Below are 14,597 nucleotides of genomic sequence, written 5' to 3'. Positions count from 1 at the left end.
AACCACGCAGCAACGGTTACTTAAAAGGAGATGATGAGGAAATGTCTGTAGGCGTTCTTGCCCATCTGTTTGGGAGTCTGCCGTATCGGCAGCTGGCGGAAACTACGGCCGCTGCAGGATTCAGCCATGTACAGCTGGCTTTGTGGAAAGCGGTCAGCGATGTGGACTTTAGTAAAGCGGGTACATTCAGTCCCGGTCTGGCTCAAGATATGGGTGATGCATTCCGGCAGCATGGTGTGTCGGTATCGGTCCTTGGCTGTTATGTGCACCTGTTTCATCGTGATGAAGAAATTCGCCGTGAGAATATCGAGCGCTTTAAAGAACTGCTCCGGTATGCGCCTCAGCTTGGATGCCGAATTGTCGCAGCTGAAAGCGGTGTCAATCCAGGCGGGGATTATACCTACGAAGACTGGAGTGCCATGAGGGATACCCTATCTGAGCTTGCAGAAGAAGCTGAGAAATGGGGCGTGTTTGTTGGAATGGAAGCCGCTGATGGTCATCTGATTGGCTCGGCTGACAGTCTCCACCAGTTATTGTCCGAAGTGCCATCCACCAACGTCGGTGTTGTGATCGATCCCGGCAATTTACTGAACGAATCCAACATTCATGCCCAGGATGAGGTCATTGAGCATGCTTTTGAACTGCTGGGCAGCCGTATTATCGCCGGCCATGCCAAAGACCGGCTGCTCTCGGAGGATGGCTCGCTCGTTACGGTGCCTGCCGGCCTCGGGATTATGAATTACGAGCTGTATCTGAAACGGCTGCACGAATATAAACCACACGTGCAGATTATTATGGAAGAGGCTAAACCGGAGCAAATGCAGGCTTCCAAAGCTTATATTGAACAAATCAGAGAGCAGGTCATGCAGCGCGGGTAAGCATTTGGTAAGATGTAAATCCGTGCGAGCTCTCTTTTCATGTATCGATGAACTGTATCAAAATATAACGCGAAACCCGAATGCCCAGCAGCGGCACTCGGGTTTTTGTCATGATGTATGGTGTTGTGCCTGGGTCGGTTTTGGGTTATTGCATAACAAGGTATATAATTGTTTAAGGTATTACAATACAGCATCTGTCTGTTAGGAGGTTCAACATGAACGAACAAGAACATCATACATCACCATCTTCATCATCAAGTTCGCTTCAACATATACCGGTTTCCATCCTGGATCTATCCATGATTACCGAAGGCAGCACGGCAGCGATCTCTCTGCGCAACTCGCTGGATCTGGCTCAGCATGCCGAGCAGTGGGGGTATAACCGCTACTGGCTGGCAGAGCACCACAACATGCCGGGTGTCGCCAGCTCGGCCACATCCGTCGTTATTGGCCATATCGCTGCCGGCACCCAAAAAATCCGTGTCGGCGCAGGCGGCATCATGCTGCCAAACCATTCGCCGCTGGTCATCGCGGAGCAGTTCGGCACGCTGGAGTCGCTGTTTCCGGGACGGATCGACCTCGGTCTGGGCCGGGCGCCGGGATCTGACCAGCTGACCTCCCGCGCCCTGCGCCGGGGTGCAGCCAGTGACGGTCAGGATTTCCCTGACCGGCTGGGCGAGCTTCGGACTTATTTTAAACCAACTTCGGGCTCTTCCATGCGGGTCCGGGCGATACCTGGCGAAGGGCTGGACGTTCCGATCTGGCTGCTGGGATCCAGCGGCTTCAGTGCGCAGCTTTCGGCACAGCTCGGTCTGCCTTTTGCATTTGCAAGCCATTTTGCTCCCGATTATCTGCTCCCTGCGCTGGATCTGTATCGGAGTCAGTTCCGCCCTTCGGAAGAGCTGGACAAACCGTATGCCATGGTTGGGGTCAACGTGATCTGTGCCGATACGGATGAGCAAGCGCGGTATTTGTCCACCTCGGCACAGCAGCAGTTTCTCAATATTATTCGAGGACGGACTGGCCAGCTCAAACCGCCGGTAGACAGCATGGAAGATCAGTGGAACCTGCAGGAGCAGGCTATCGTCAACCGGACACTGTCTTACTCCGCCATCGGCAGCCCCGCAACGGTTCGTGCGAAGCTAGATGAGATTATGGAGACGACCGAAGCTGACGAGATTATCGTCGCCTCCGCCATTTATGATCATCAGGCACGCCTGCGCTCCTATGAACTGCTGTCGGAGATTGTAAAGGGTTAGTGTTGCTAGCCTGTTCGCCATAGGCGGGCGGGGGAGCGCTGTGCTGTAAGCTTAAGTAGAGCTGCTGCGTCGTGCTATATAGTCGTGCTATATATAAGAGGTCCGCAATCCGCACCTCATCAAACTGCCGGGATCCAGCTTCCCGGCAGTTTTTTTGCTGCGCCGTAGTTTTGCTGTGCCTTACATTGCTGCCGTAGTCACACTGTTTGCACATGATTTACCCTGGCTCTGTAGTTGGGCGCCTCCCTTGTCATGCAGCTCGCTCGTCAATTCCGGCGTATGTAACAACCCCCATACTCACGCTGAGCAGCAGATCTCAAAGGGCTGTCCCCCATAAGAGTCTTTGGGGCGGCCGCATTTTGCTGTGTCTGAGAGCGGGAGATGTGGCAGGCACGAGGGACATGAGAAATAAGCTTGAAAAACAATCTTATTTCTCATGTTTTACCTTATAAGTAATATTTAAGATTGAAAAACAGTCTTAAACTAGCTGAAAATGTGACTGCGAATGAGAAAATGGACGTAAAGTGCACAAATAAGCTTGGAAATCAGGCTTATTGAGACGATGGCCTTATTTTTTAAAGAAATAAGCTTGAAAAACAATCTTATGCAAGGAAGCTGTAGATATGACCCGACTCAAATTCAAACGAACATGCAGTTCGTTTGAAGATGTACAAGCTGCACCCCCAAATTTAGCAATGCGCGGCATAATGCAGCGCCATCCGTGCTTGTGCACGGCCGATCTCCACGCCGTGCTGAAGCATCAGCCTGCGGGTTCCGACCACACGCTGCTGCAACTAACGCTCGCTGCCTCAGCGCCCGACTGTCTGCACATACTACAGCGTTGCTGCCTCTTCATACTACTCAGCTGCGCTTCAACCACTGCTGACCGCACATACTGCAAGCTTACACCTTCATGCGTTGCTCCTTCCGCTCACAGAGGCCGCAGAGACTTACACCTTCATGTGCTGCAGACGCAGTGCATTCAGCACGACCGACACCGAGCTTAGCGCCATGGCTGCGCCGGCGACCCATGGGGCCAGTAGGCCCAATGCCGCGATCGGTATGCCAAGCGTGTTATAGCCCAGCGCCCAGAACAGGTTCTGACGGATGTTGTTCATCGTCTTCCGGCTCATCACAATCGCATCCGGGATGCTGTTCAGGTCGCCCCGCATCAGCGTGACATCCGCAGCCTCCATCGCGACATCGGTTCCAGTACCGATGGCCATGCCGATATCCGCCACCGCCAGAGCCGGTGCATCGTTGATGCCATCACCGACCATCGCGACGATTCTGCCCTGCTGCTGCAGCCTCTTCACTTCCTCAGCCTTGCCCTCCGGCAGCACCTCGGCACGCACCGTATCAATTCCGGCCTGCTTCGCTATGGCTTGTGCGGTGCGCTCATTGTCCCCGGTCATCATGATGACGTCAATGCCCATCCCTTTCAGACGGGAAATGGCTTCCCGCGACGTTTCTTTGATCGTATCCGCCGCAGCGACCAGCCCGGCATACCGGCCGTCTACTGCGGCCAGCATCACTGTTTTGCCCTCGCTCTCCAGCAGCGCCATCCGTGCTTCGGCACCGCCGATCTCCACGCTGTGCTGAAGCATCAGCCTGCGGGTGCCGACCAGCACCTGCCGCCCCTCCACCACGGCCGTAATCCCATATCCCGGAATGGCTTCAAACGACTCCGCTTCCGGCAAAGAGATGCCGCGTGAGGTGATGCCTGCTGTGATCGCTTCCGCCAGCGGATGCTCGGAACCGCGTTCTGCAGCACCTGTCAGCCTCATCAGCGTCGCCTCATCAATCCACGTCTGTGCCTCAACCTCGGTAAGCTCCGGCTTTCCTTTGGTTACCGTGCCCGTTTTGTCCAGGATGACGATATCGACTTTGTGCGTCGACTCCAGATGCTCCCCGCCCTTGAACAAAACACCCAGCTCAGCGGCACGGCCCGAACCGGCCATAATGGACGTCGGTGTGGCCAGCCCCAGCGCACAGGGACACGCAATAACCAGGATGGCAATCGCCACCTCAAGACTTCCAGCAAACTGGCCTGGCGTCACCGCAAAATACCATACGAGAAAAGCCGCCGCCGCGATCCCTACCACAATTGGCACAAATATGCCTGAAATGACGTCTGCAATCCTCTGAATGGGAGCTTTGGAGCCCTGGGCTTCCTCGACCACCTTAATAATCTGAGCCAGCGCCGTATCTCTCCCGATTTTGGAAGCGTTAATGACCAGCCTCCCGTTCTTATTCACCGTAGCCCCGATGACGTTATCCCCTGTATGCTTCTCCACCGGAAGACTTTCGCCTGTCAGCATGGATTCGTCTACCGACGAATTCCCTTCCACGACGTTTCCGTCCACCGGTATCTTCTCACCCGGCTTCACGATTACCCGGTCTCCCACCAGCACCTGATCTGCCGGGATCGACACCTCGCTGCCATCCCGTATAACCACCGCCGTCTTGGCCTGCAGGTTCATCAGGCTTTTGATCGCTTCCGAGGTCCGTCCCTTGGCGAGGGTTTCAAAAAGCTTGCCCAGCAGCACCAGTGTAATCAGAACCGCACTCGTCTCATAGTACATGTCCGGGCTGTGATGCTGCTCCGTTCCCGCCAACGCCCACTCCAGGGTCAGATACAGACTATAGAAAAAAGCAGCCGACGTACCCAGCGCAACCAGCACATCCATATTCGCACTTTTGTTCCGTAAAGCTTTATACGCTCCAACATAAAAAGGACCGCCGATATAAAATTGAACGGGTGCAGCCAGCACCAGCTGGAACCATGGGTTCATGAACACCTCCGGCATCCAGATCCAGGAGGTAAACGAAAAGTGGCTCACCATCGCCCACAGCAGTGGAAGCGAGAGCAGTGCCGAGATGATCAGCCTTTGCTTCTGCTTTTTGACAGCCTGTTCCCGGTGCGCTGAAGCATCTCCCTTCTCTTCCTTGGGCGCTGCCCCATAACCCAGCTTCTGAACTCTCTGCTGAATGTCCGGAATGCTGACCTCACCGGGATTGTAGGTTACGCTCAGGGTCTCCATCGCAAAATTGACAGAGGAACGCCCCACACCGGGCATTTTGCCGACCATTTTTTCAATCCGGGCCGCACATGCCGCACAGGTCATGCCGGTGAGCGTCAAATCTGCGTTCTCACTCACCGTGCCATAACCTAATTTTTCAATTTTTTGCTCCATATCTTCAACGGATACCGACTGCGGATCATACACCACAGAGGCCCGCTCCAACGCAAAATTGACCGAGGCCTCCTGCACGCCCTCCATACGGCTCAACCCTTTTTCAATCCGGTTCGCACATGCCGCGCAGGTCATCCCCGACAGCTGCATCGTTTTTTTCTCCAGTTTGCGCTGATGATCTTGATCCAGGTTGCCCATGATTTCACACCTCATTTATGCTCAGATTATCTCTTGTATGCTGCTCCAACACTTCACATATCTAATATTAGAATACCCCCCTACCCTATAAAAGTCAACGGGATAACAACAGCATCACGATGTCCCTACGCCTTCAACTAATCCCTTGTACATCCACTATCCTTGATCCATTCCATGGTTTCGGTACTGCGTCCAGATACCCTAGATACACTAAATACACTGCTGTATGATCCTGAGCACCTTGCCCTACACTATACCGCTCATACCCCTGCTCCCTGCCGCTATAAATCACAGACAGCAGGAAGCAGTACTCATCCTTACTTCATCAATTTATGCATCGTCACCAGCAGCTCCGAAATGACCTCTTCGTCGCCCTCCTGGATTCGTTCAACAACACAGCTCTTCATATGATGCTCCAGCAGCAGCTTTCCAACACCGTTTAACGCGGACTGAATGGAGGAAATCTGATTCAGTACATCATCACAATACGTGTCTTTCTCAATTAGTCCCTTAACGCCCCGGATCTGTCCTTCGATCCGGTTGAGCCGGCTGATGAGGTTGCTCTTGGTTTTATCGGAATGATGGCTCTTCCGGCCATCCTGAACCGCACAGTCATCATGCAGATGATTCTCTGTAGACATCGTCTGATCCCCACCTATTATTTACTATGATATGACTTATTGTAGCACATAGCCCCCCACCCTATCCATATATAAATCAGGGAACCTCCATCCATCGTCTTCACTTCAGCCATAAAAACCAGTACCATACTACCATACAAGTATGGTAGTATGAAAAACAGGAGGTGATATCGTGTCATATCCGCCACAGCCCGCTTCTCTCTCTGCTGGCAATGCCGTATACCAATTGCTCAAACAGCAAATTGTGAGTCTGGAGCTTCCTCCCGGCACGGCCCTGTCCGAGAAGGAGATGTCTACGGCGTTCCAGGTCAGCCGCACCCCCGTCCGTGAAAGCTTTGTCCGGCTCGCTCAGGAAGGTCTGCTGGTCGTGCTCCCGCAGCGGGGCACAAGAGTATCCCTGATCGATCCCGAGTTAGTCGAAGAGGCCCGGTTTATGCGTGAGCAGCTCGAAAGAGCTGTGATCCGCCTGGCCTGTGAAAGCTTTCCGGACGACAAGCTGGAGCAGCTTGAAGATAATCTGCACCGGCAGCATGAAAGCATCGAGCGCCATGATGGCAAAGAGATGTTTGAGCTGGACGAAGCTTTTCACCGGATCCTGTTCGAAGGGTGCCGCAAGCAGGGAACGTGGAATGTTATTCAGCAGATGAATGCCCACCTGAACCGCAGCCGGATGCTCTGGCTGTCTCTGGATCCCGGTTGGGATTCCCTCGCACGGCAGCACCAGGAGATGGTGGATGCGATCCGCCGAAAAGACAGTGACTATGCGGACAACATCATGCATGAACACCTGAGTCTGATTATTTCCAATCTATCGGTACTTCAAGACAGACACCCGGATTATTTTAAATAAACCATCATTCAGCAGGACATTTATAAACCACTTAACGACAAAGGCGGTGTAATAAGATGCGTATGGTATTCCGCTGGTTCGGCGAAGGCAATGATACAGTCACGCTGGACCAGATCAGGCAAATTCCCGGTGTGGAGGGCATTGTGTGGGCGCTGCACGATGTTCCGGCCGGTGAAGAATGGCCCATGGATCGGATCATTGAGGTTCGTGATCAGGCGAACAAGTACGGGCTTCATCTGGACGTTGTCGAGAGTGTCAATGTGCACGAAGATATCAAGCTGGGACTTCCCACGCGTGAGCTCTACATACAGAACTACATTCGTACGATTGAGAAGCTGGCACAGGTGGGCGTCAAGGTTATCTGCTACAATTTCATGCCGATTTTCGATTGGGCGCGGACTGAACTTCATAAAGAGATGGAGGATGGATCCACGGCCCTGTTTTTTGAAAAAGCAAAAATCAACGGGGTCGATCCGATGGAACTCGTCCTTGGCATTACCAAGAACAGTGCTCTCACTATGCCGGGCTGGGAGCCGGAACGGCTGGTCCACCTGACCTCCCTGTTCGAAGCTTACAGCGGTGTAACGGTAGAACACCTTTGGGACAATCTCGCTTACTTCCTGGAAGCTGTCGTGCCCGTGGCTGAAAAGCACGGCATCCGAATGGCCATTCACCCGGACGATCCGCCTTGGTCTATCTTCGGCCTGCCGCGCATCATGACGGGAGCGGAGAGCATCCGCAGGCTGCTGAGCCTAAACGACAGTCCCTCCAACAGTGTCACACTGTGCAGCGGCTCCTTTGGGGCGAACCCGGACAATGACCTGATCGCCATGATCGGCGAGTTCCATGAACAGATTCCGTTTGCCCATATCCGCAATGTAAAAATATTTGAAAATGGCGACTTTATCGAGACCTCCCACCGCACCCAGGACGGCTCGGTCAATATTGCCGGTGTGGTCAGGGCTTATCATGAGCATGGTTTTACCGGATACTGCCGTCCGGATCACGGGCGCCACATCTGGGGCGAGCAGTGCCGCCCGGGATACGGTCTGTATGACCGCGCACTGGGCATCATGTACCTGTGGGGTGTCTGGGACGCGCTCGAACAAGCCAAAGCCGCCATAGAAAAGGAGGCTGGCCGCTCATGACTCAGCAGCACAACGATAACGATGAACAGCTTCCACAGCATCTATCCCTGAAAGGCAAAGTCGCTGCCATCACCGGCGGTTCCGGTGTTCTATGCCGGGCCATGGCGCTGGAACTTGGACGCCAGGGCGCCAAGGTAGCCGTGCTGAACCGCACACTGTCCAAAGGCCAGGAGGTTGCAGAGGAGATTATCGCTGCAGGCGGTACAGCTATTGCTGTGACCTGTGATGTCACCGATGCCGAAAGTGTCGCACAGGCGGAGCAGACCGTCCGCGGCCAGCTCGGTCCCTGTGACATCCTCATTAACGGGGCCGGCGGCAATCATAAGGATGCCAATACGAGTAATGAGATTTTTCGGACGGAGGATCTCGATCAAGACGGTATTTCTACCTTTTTCGATCTCAGTGTACCCGGGTTCCGGAGCGTGTTCGATCTGAATTTTGTAGGCACGCTGATTCCGACGCAGGTCTTTGCCAAAAGCATGATCGGCCGTCCTGGCGCTGTCGTACTGAATGTCTCCTCCATGAGCGCCCCGTCGCCCATGACCAAGGTGCCTGCATACAGCGCTGCCAAGGCTGCGGTCAACAACTTCACACAATGGCTCGCTGTCCATCTTGCCGAATCAGGCATTCGTGTGAACGCGATTGCGCCGGGGTTTTTCCTGACCGACCAGAACCGCAAGCTGCTGACCCATGAGGATGGCTCCTTGACAGACCGCTCCCACAAAATCATCGCCCATACCCCGATGCGCCGCTTCGGCGTACCGGAAGATCTGCTGGGAACCGTGCTCTGGCTGCTGGACCATCAGACATCCGGTTTTGTCACCGGCACGGTCGTTCCTGTCGACGGCGGATTTATGGCGTATTCCGGCGTTTAAGGCCATCGGCATCTTGACTTCACCGTCAATATTGTGGCATCTTATATAGAAAGTAATCGACATACCTCTAAAGCCATGAAGGGAAGAGAGTAGTCTGAATGCGTTATGGTCCTAGCGAGCCGGCGGTTGGTGAAAGGTCCGGTACCATGCGGCAGATGAATGGGTCCCTTCGCTTCAAACCGAACGGCTGCTTGTTACGCCCAGTAGGCTTTGACGGCACTCCCCCGTTATCATGGGAGAAGTGATCGGAATCCTATCTCACTTTTAGGGAGACTGGCTATTCCCGTCATGTGAAGCGCGGCTGTAACAAGCCGAATGGTGGTGGTACCGCGGAGTCAGCACTTCGTCCCTGTAATACAGGGGCGGAGTGTTTTTTTATTTTAATTTCAGGGAGGTTATTGTTATGAGCAAAATTATGCTGTCCGGCATCAAGCCCAGCGGCGATCTGAACATCGGGGGGTACAGCGGGGCATTAAGCCAGTACGTGGCGCAGCAGCACGATTATGACTGTTATTTCTTCATCCCGGATCTGCATGCGGTCACCGTTTATCAGGATCCAAAGGAGCTGCACCAGCGCTCGCGTGATGTCGCAGCTCTGTACATTGCTGCCGGGGTAGACCCGAACAAAGCAGTGATTTTCCTTCAGTCCCAGGTGCATCAGCATGCTGAGCTGAGCTGGCTGCTGGAAACCCAGGCCCATTTCGGTGAGCTCAGCCGGATGACCCAGTTCAAGGACAAATCCGATGGCAAGGATACGGTCAGTTCGGGTCTGTTCACGTACCCAGTGCTGATGGCGGCCGACATCCTGCTCTATCAAACCACCCATGTGCCGGTCGGTGAAGACCAGAAGCAGCATCTGGAGCTGACGCGGGATTTGGCGGCGCGGTTTAATCACAAATACGGGGAAACCTTTACACTGCCTGAACCGATCATTCAGGAAACTGGCGCGCGCGTCATGGGCCTGGACGATCCTTCCCGCAAAATGAGCAAGAGCAACCCGAACCAAAGCAGCTATGTATCTCTGCTGGACGATCCGGCGGTCATCCGCAAGAAATTTTCCCGTGCCGTCACCGACTCTGATATGAGCGTGCGCTATGATTGGGAGAGCAAGCCTGCGGTGAGCAACCTGATTGAGATTTATTCTGTATTCTCCGGCGACTCCATCGAGCAGATTGAGAAACGCTATGAAGGCCAGGGCTACGGAACGTTCAAAAAAGAGCTGGCCGAAGCTGTCGTTACCAAGCTGGAGCCGATTCAGAAGACCTATCATGAGCTGGTCCACTCTGAAGAGCTTGACCGAATTCTCAAGAACGGCGCGGACCGTGCAGCAGAAAAAGCGAATGAGACGCTCCTTGCCGCCAAGCGTGCTATGGGTTTCGTTACATTTTAGTTGTAGAAGCATTAATGAGCGCCTCCCTCATGATCGGACGGATCGGGTCCAACAGGACATGATCCTAAAGATCACAGGGGAGGCGTTTTTGCGGGGAATGGCATAGGGTGTATAACCTGCTGGATATGTGCTTATACTCCCCCGTTGACTGAAAAAGGTTGCTTTACTCGGTGGTGGTTACTATAATGGTGGTAACTTTATTTTTTGATATATAGATAGGATGTGTCATGTTGAATTTTCGTGTTTATATACTCGCCATCGCTGCGTTCGTAGTCGGGATGGTGGAGCTGCTTGTCGGCGGGATTCTGAATCTTATTGCAGAAGACCTGAACATTTCGGTCAGCGCCGCAGGCCAGTTTATTACAATCTTCTCTGTAGCCTTCGCGGTTACAGGTCCGATTCTGATCAACCTGACAGCCCGCATGGAGCGCAAAAAGCTGTATCTGTACATGCTCGCTGTCTTCTTCATCAGCAACGTGATTGTTGCGCTGACTTCAAGCTATGCCGCCATCGTGGCAGCACGCGCCCTGTCTGCGATGAGCGGATCGGTCATTGTGGTGCTGTCCGTTTCCATGGCTGCTGCGCTGGTGCCGGCTTCCCATAAGGGACGCGCAATCGGCATGATCTACATGGGGATTAGCGGATCGCTCGTGCTTGGCGTACCGGTTGGCATGATGATTGGCAATGCCTTCGGCTGGCGCACACCGTTTCTGGTCATTGCTGCGCTGACACTGGTGTCCATGGGCGGTGTGGCGCTGTTCACCAATCGCATGGCGCCCGGCCCTGTCGTGCCGCTGCGGCAGCTGCTGTCTTCGCTGAAGAACAGCAAGATCATTACCGCACAGCTGATTGCACTGCTTATGCTTACAGGCCATCTGACGCTGTACGGGTATCTGCAGCCTTTTGTCGATACCACGTTCCAGGTCACGCCTGACGTGATGAGTGCCGTGTACTTTCTGTTCGGGCTTGCCGCTGTGTTCGGCGGCGGAGCTGGCGGCTGGATTTCTGACCGATTCGGCACCAAGCGGGCCATTCTTGTGATCACGGCCTGCTTCTCGGCTTCCATGTTCCTGGTGCTGCTGACCTCACAGGTGTCGTTCTGGGTATTCCTGCCCTTTATGATGCTGTGGAGCGGCCTGAGCTGGTCCATATCTCCTGCGATGCAGACCTATCTGCTGGAGCTGGCGCCGGATCAAGCCGAAACCCAGTTCAGCCTGAACTCCTCGATGACCCATCTGGGCATCGCAGCCGGCTCCGTGATCGGCGGGGCGGTTATGGAAAACAGCTCGGTATCTAATAATCCTTGGGTCGGCGGCCTGATCGCTGCCCTGGCGTTCGGCACAGCCGCCTTCTCACTCAGCCGCAAAAGCCGCAGTGACGTACAGAAGGAGATCGCCGCTGCGGTCCCGGCAGAGCAGGTGTAGGCCTGCCGTGCAAATGTCGACCACCCAGCTGTGAATCTCAAAAAGGGCTGTCTCACAAGATCATTGATCTTTGTGAGACAGCCCCTTTTTGCCATTGCAAGAGGTGTATGTGGAAAACCACATACATTCCGGCGCACGCGCGGGATTTGCCCCCATTGTATGCGGAAAACCACATACATCTCGCCACGCGGCGGGGTTTGGGCGGCGCGCGACTTCGGATCTCCCGCCAAACGGTATCGTAGAAATCACAATGTATGTTAAGCTTGGGTTATTCACAGATAAAGAGAGGTATACAAGGTGGACTTATTACTTTGGATGACTGTTGGTTTCATACTTTTGGGATTTATTGTGCTCATTTCGATGAAAAAAGGGATGGAACGCAAACTCGCTTTTATAACGGCATCTACGGAAGGCGAGGAAAGTTCAACGCGAGCGAAATCCATCATTCGGTGGATTGCGGGTGCTACAGCCTGGGGAGTCGCAAGTATGTTTCTTGTTGTGTGGTGTTTTCATCATTACCTGGGATAGATCAAATTAAAAAGACTTCCGGATCATGCGGAAGTCTTTTTATTATCGTCACCCTTAAGAATCCTTTAATAACGCAGCCGCAGCAGCAGTGACTTGATCTCCTCATCCTTGAACATTTCCTCCGGGTACTTGCGGCTGAATGCCGTCAGGGCCATGTCGTGATAGAAAAACTCAGCGAACACCTTCACAAACGGCTGTGCCCCCGTTCGGATCGCCTGCCAGCTTCCTCCTTCTACCCCGGCGAACAGCAGCTGCTGCGTATCCGTCACGAGCAGCATGAACCGTTCCAGCTTGTCATGAGCTGCCGTCGGCTTCAGCACATACAGCTTGGACAGGGTGACCTCGGGATGATCATGCCCGGTCACCAGCGCCTCCACCCGAACACCCTCCCGTTCTTTCCGGTTGAGCAGCTCCGTAAACTCTGTAAACTCATCACTCCACATCGACACCAGCACCGACTCGCGGGCTTCTTCAATCATCTGCCTGCAGAAAGCCTGAATCGAGCTGTGTGACTTCAGGCTCCATACCTGATCGTCCACCACCGTCTTCCTGAGACTCACATCCCGAAGCTGACGGATATCTTCCTGAAATTCATGGGTCAGTTTATCGATGACGGCTTCGAGCGGCAGCGCGGTGTACGTCCTTTTTTTGCCGGATACGGTGTCCATGACAATGCCTTTATCGACCAGCCGGTCCAGAACCTCGTAAATTTTCGCTTTAGGCACGCCGGACCGCTTCACGATACTGGAAGCATCCATCGCCTCCCCTTGGGTGACAAGCGTTTCGTATACCTTGCTCTCATACTGCGAATATCCGAATTGTAGAAGCATGGCTCCTCCTTGTTTACTTTCCTAGTTGCTACTATGTTACCGAAGCAAACCCCGCTTGACCAGTTTTATACCGAAGAAAAGCGGATATCATCAATACGCCCGGACGGCACAAAGCCAATCTTCCGGTACAAGCGGTTGGATGAAGGGTTTACCAGATCCGCGTACAGCATCGGCATCAGAGATTCCTTCATGAGCATCCTGCACAGGTCTGCAACGATGGCAGCAGCGTATCCTTTTCCCCGCTCACTCCGCTCCGTAAATACCGCATTAATCCGACCATGACGGGGAGAACGGTGCGCAATTTGTGCCATGGAGAGCACCCGGCCCTCTACCTCCCACACGTGCAGTCCGCCCTTCTGGATCAGTCCCTCCGCGGCCTCCAGCTGGGCTTTAGCATCCACACTGCGGCCATAGCCGTCTTCCGAGAAATCCGCCAAAAAACGGGCAATGGTCATCTGATCATCCAAGACGGCTGGCCGGATGCTGCCCTCCACCCTCTTCGGCGCCTGCAGTTCCCTGCAGGCATAGGCTTCCATGCTCATGCTCCGCTGCTTCCGAACACCATAGCGCTCTCCATAGAGGGCCGAGAACAGAGCTGCACTATCCGGTCCGCTGCAGATCCCTTTCAGTCCATCATCATCCACAAAATGTATCAGCTGCCGGATCATCTCCGGCTTCTCCGCATCCGGCACATTCCGATCCAGCCACAGCCACGGCACGCCGTTTGAAGACTGCGCATAGAACATACGATGGTCCAGTGACCGGACGGCGCGGGAACCGGGCAGGTCTGCAATCAGATAGAACAGATTGTAAGGCACTTCGTCCTCACCAAACCGGTCCTCTTGCGTGAACAACTCATCCGGCCTCGCTTCCACAAACATATCTTTTCCCCCTTTTATGAAATGATTATAAATATTTCACGCGGGTACCCGCATTCATGAGTTATTCCACATATATAGCACAATAGAGTCATTCCAATACAATTAATAATCCGTAAACTGTATCTATAACAAGAAGGACAGCCATATAAACTGGAGGTAACGATGAAAAAGAAATTTATGAAATACTGCAGTATTTTGATCCTGTGTGGACTATCGACGGCTTGTGGTGGTGATAAGCCGAATGAAAACGCTGGTATAGAAGATTCAGCCTTACCAGCAACGTACAAGCAGAACTGTCTATCCTGTCATGGGGGGCAGCTTGAGGGTGGATTTGGCCCAGGTCTGCAAACAATCGGAAGCAAACTCACTCAAGAAGATATTATTAACGTTATTACCAATGGACAAGGGCGGATGCCCGCTTTTGAAAAAAGACTAGAGGAAAATGAGATTTTATCTATAGCTGAATGGTTGTCAGATCAACAATAAAAAGGAGATTTC

General features: G+C 53.5%; 13 protein-coding genes. 9 read left to right on the top strand and 4 right to left on the bottom strand.

Annotated elements, in window-relative coordinates; all coding sequences use genetic code 11:
• Positions 1-41: 41 nt before the first annotated feature.
• Complete coding sequence (locus tag HII30_RS01285) at positions 42-878, top strand: sugar phosphate isomerase/epimerase family protein (RefSeq protein WP_169503108.1); 837 nt, start codon at positions 42-44, stop codon at positions 876-878.
• A gap of 215 nt (positions 879-1,093) precedes the next feature.
• Positions 1,094-2,137, top strand: coding sequence for an LLM class flavin-dependent oxidoreductase (locus HII30_RS01280; protein WP_169503107.1), 1,044 nt, complete (start codon positions 1,094-1,096; stop codon positions 2,135-2,137).
• A 950-nt stretch (positions 2,138-3,087) separates the two neighbouring features.
• Here HII30_RS01280 and HII30_RS01275 read toward each other — a convergent pair.
• Both HII30_RS01275 and HII30_RS01270 read right to left on the bottom strand, forming a co-directional pair.
• Complete coding sequence (locus tag HII30_RS01275) at positions 3,088-5,532, bottom strand: heavy metal translocating P-type ATPase (RefSeq protein ID WP_169503261.1); 2,445 nt, start codon at positions 5,530-5,532, stop codon at positions 3,088-3,090.
• 317 nt (positions 5,533-5,849) lie between these two features.
• Entirely contained in the window at positions 5,850-6,173 is a 324-nt protein-coding gene (locus HII30_RS01270) for a metal-sensitive transcriptional regulator (protein WP_169503106.1), read from the bottom strand.
• Positions 6,174-6,345: 172 nt separating this feature from the next.
• Between HII30_RS01270 and HII30_RS01265 the strand changes: the two genes are divergently transcribed.
• The 6 genes from HII30_RS01265 to HII30_RS01240 all read left to right on the top strand — a co-directional run bounded on the left by HII30_RS01265 (position 6,346) and on the right by HII30_RS01240 (position 12,388).
• Positions 6,346-7,023, top strand: coding sequence for an FCD domain-containing protein (locus HII30_RS01265; RefSeq protein WP_169503105.1), 678 nt, complete (start codon positions 6,346-6,348; stop codon positions 7,021-7,023).
• Positions 7,024-7,079: 56 nt separating this feature from the next.
• Entirely contained in the window at positions 7,080-8,171 is a 1,092-nt protein-coding gene (gene uxuA / locus HII30_RS01260) for a mannonate dehydratase (RefSeq protein WP_169503104.1), read from the top strand.
• Positions 8,168-9,046, top strand: a complete 879-nt coding sequence (locus tag HII30_RS01255) for an SDR family oxidoreductase (protein ID WP_169503103.1) — start codon at positions 8,168-8,170, stop codon at positions 9,044-9,046. Before uxuA ends, HII30_RS01255 begins: the two co-directional genes overlap by 4 nt.
• Positions 9,047-9,449: 403 nt before the next feature.
• Complete coding sequence (gene trpS, locus HII30_RS01250) at positions 9,450-10,436, top strand: tryptophan--tRNA ligase (protein WP_169503102.1); 987 nt, start codon at positions 9,450-9,452, stop codon at positions 10,434-10,436.
• 227 nt (positions 10,437-10,663) lie between these two features.
• Positions 10,664-11,860, top strand: coding sequence for an MFS transporter (locus tag HII30_RS01245; RefSeq protein ID WP_425495972.1), 1,197 nt, complete (start codon positions 10,664-10,666; stop codon positions 11,858-11,860).
• 297 nt (positions 11,861-12,157) lie between these two features.
• Positions 12,158-12,388, top strand: a complete 231-nt coding sequence (locus HII30_RS01240; RefSeq protein WP_169503100.1) for a hypothetical protein — start codon at positions 12,158-12,160, stop codon at positions 12,386-12,388.
• Positions 12,389-12,453: 65 nt separating this feature from the next.
• Here HII30_RS01240 and HII30_RS01235 read toward each other — a convergent pair whose 3' ends face one another.
• Together HII30_RS01235 and HII30_RS01230 are read right to left on the bottom strand one after the other, a co-directional pair.
• Entirely contained in the window at positions 12,454-13,218 is a 765-nt protein-coding gene (locus HII30_RS01235; RefSeq protein ID WP_169503099.1) for a TrmB family transcriptional regulator, read from the bottom strand.
• Between the two features lie 65 nt (positions 13,219-13,283).
• Positions 13,284-14,099 (bottom strand): GNAT family N-acetyltransferase, encoded by an 816-nt coding sequence (locus HII30_RS01230; RefSeq protein WP_169503098.1) that lies wholly within the window; start codon positions 14,097-14,099, stop codon positions 13,284-13,286.
• A gap of 162 nt (positions 14,100-14,261) precedes the next feature.
• On the opposite strand from HII30_RS01230, the gene HII30_RS01225 reads away from it, so the two are divergent.
• Positions 14,262-14,585 carry a c-type cytochrome gene (locus HII30_RS01225; protein WP_169503097.1) on the top strand — a complete coding sequence of 108 codons (324 nt, stop codon included), beginning with the start codon at positions 14,262-14,264 and terminating at the stop codon, positions 14,583-14,585.
• Positions 14,586-14,597: the final 12 nt, after the last annotated feature.

This window comes from Paenibacillus lemnae (assembly GCF_012933385.1).
Lineage (GTDB): Bacteria > Bacillota > Bacilli > Paenibacillales > Paenibacillaceae > Paenibacillus_AQ > Paenibacillus_AQ lemnae.
The sequence above is the reverse complement of the archived record's forward strand: the minus strand, read 5'-3'. Positions and strand labels throughout refer to the sequence as shown.

Bases quoted from the DNA above. Each gene is read 5' to 3' on its own strand.
- HII30_RS01285 (WP_169503108.1), top strand. From the start codon at position 42: ATGTCTGTAGGCGTTCTTGCCCATCTGTTTGGGAGTCTGCCGTATCGG.
- HII30_RS01280 (WP_169503107.1), top strand. From the start codon at position 1,094: ATGAACGAACAAGAACATCATACATCACCATCTTCATCATCAAGTTCG.
- HII30_RS01275 (WP_169503261.1), bottom strand. From the start codon at position 5,532: ATGGGCAACCTGGATCAAGATCATCAGCGCAAACTGGAGAAAAAAACG.
- HII30_RS01270 (WP_169503106.1), bottom strand. From the start codon at position 6,173: ATGTCTACAGAGAATCATCTGCATGATGACTGTGCGGTTCAGGATGGC.
- uxuA (WP_169503104.1), top strand. From the start codon at position 7,080: ATGCGTATGGTATTCCGCTGGTTCGGCGAAGGCAATGATACAGTCACG.
- HII30_RS01255 (WP_169503103.1), top strand. From the start codon at position 8,168: ATGACTCAGCAGCACAACGATAACGATGAACAGCTTCCACAGCATCTA.
- trpS (WP_169503102.1), top strand. From the start codon at position 9,450: ATGAGCAAAATTATGCTGTCCGGCATCAAGCCCAGCGGCGATCTGAAC.
- HII30_RS01245 (WP_425495972.1), top strand. From the start codon at position 10,664: ATGTTGAATTTTCGTGTTTATATACTCGCCATCGCTGCGTTCGTAGTC.
- HII30_RS01235 (WP_169503099.1), bottom strand. From the start codon at position 13,218: ATGCTTCTACAATTCGGATATTCGCAGTATGAGAGCAAGGTATACGAA.
- HII30_RS01230 (WP_169503098.1), bottom strand. From the start codon at position 14,099: ATGTTTGTGGAAGCGAGGCCGGATGAGTTGTTCACGCAAGAGGACCGG.
- HII30_RS01225 (WP_169503097.1), top strand. From the start codon at position 14,262: ATGAAAAAGAAATTTATGAAATACTGCAGTATTTTGATCCTGTGTGGA.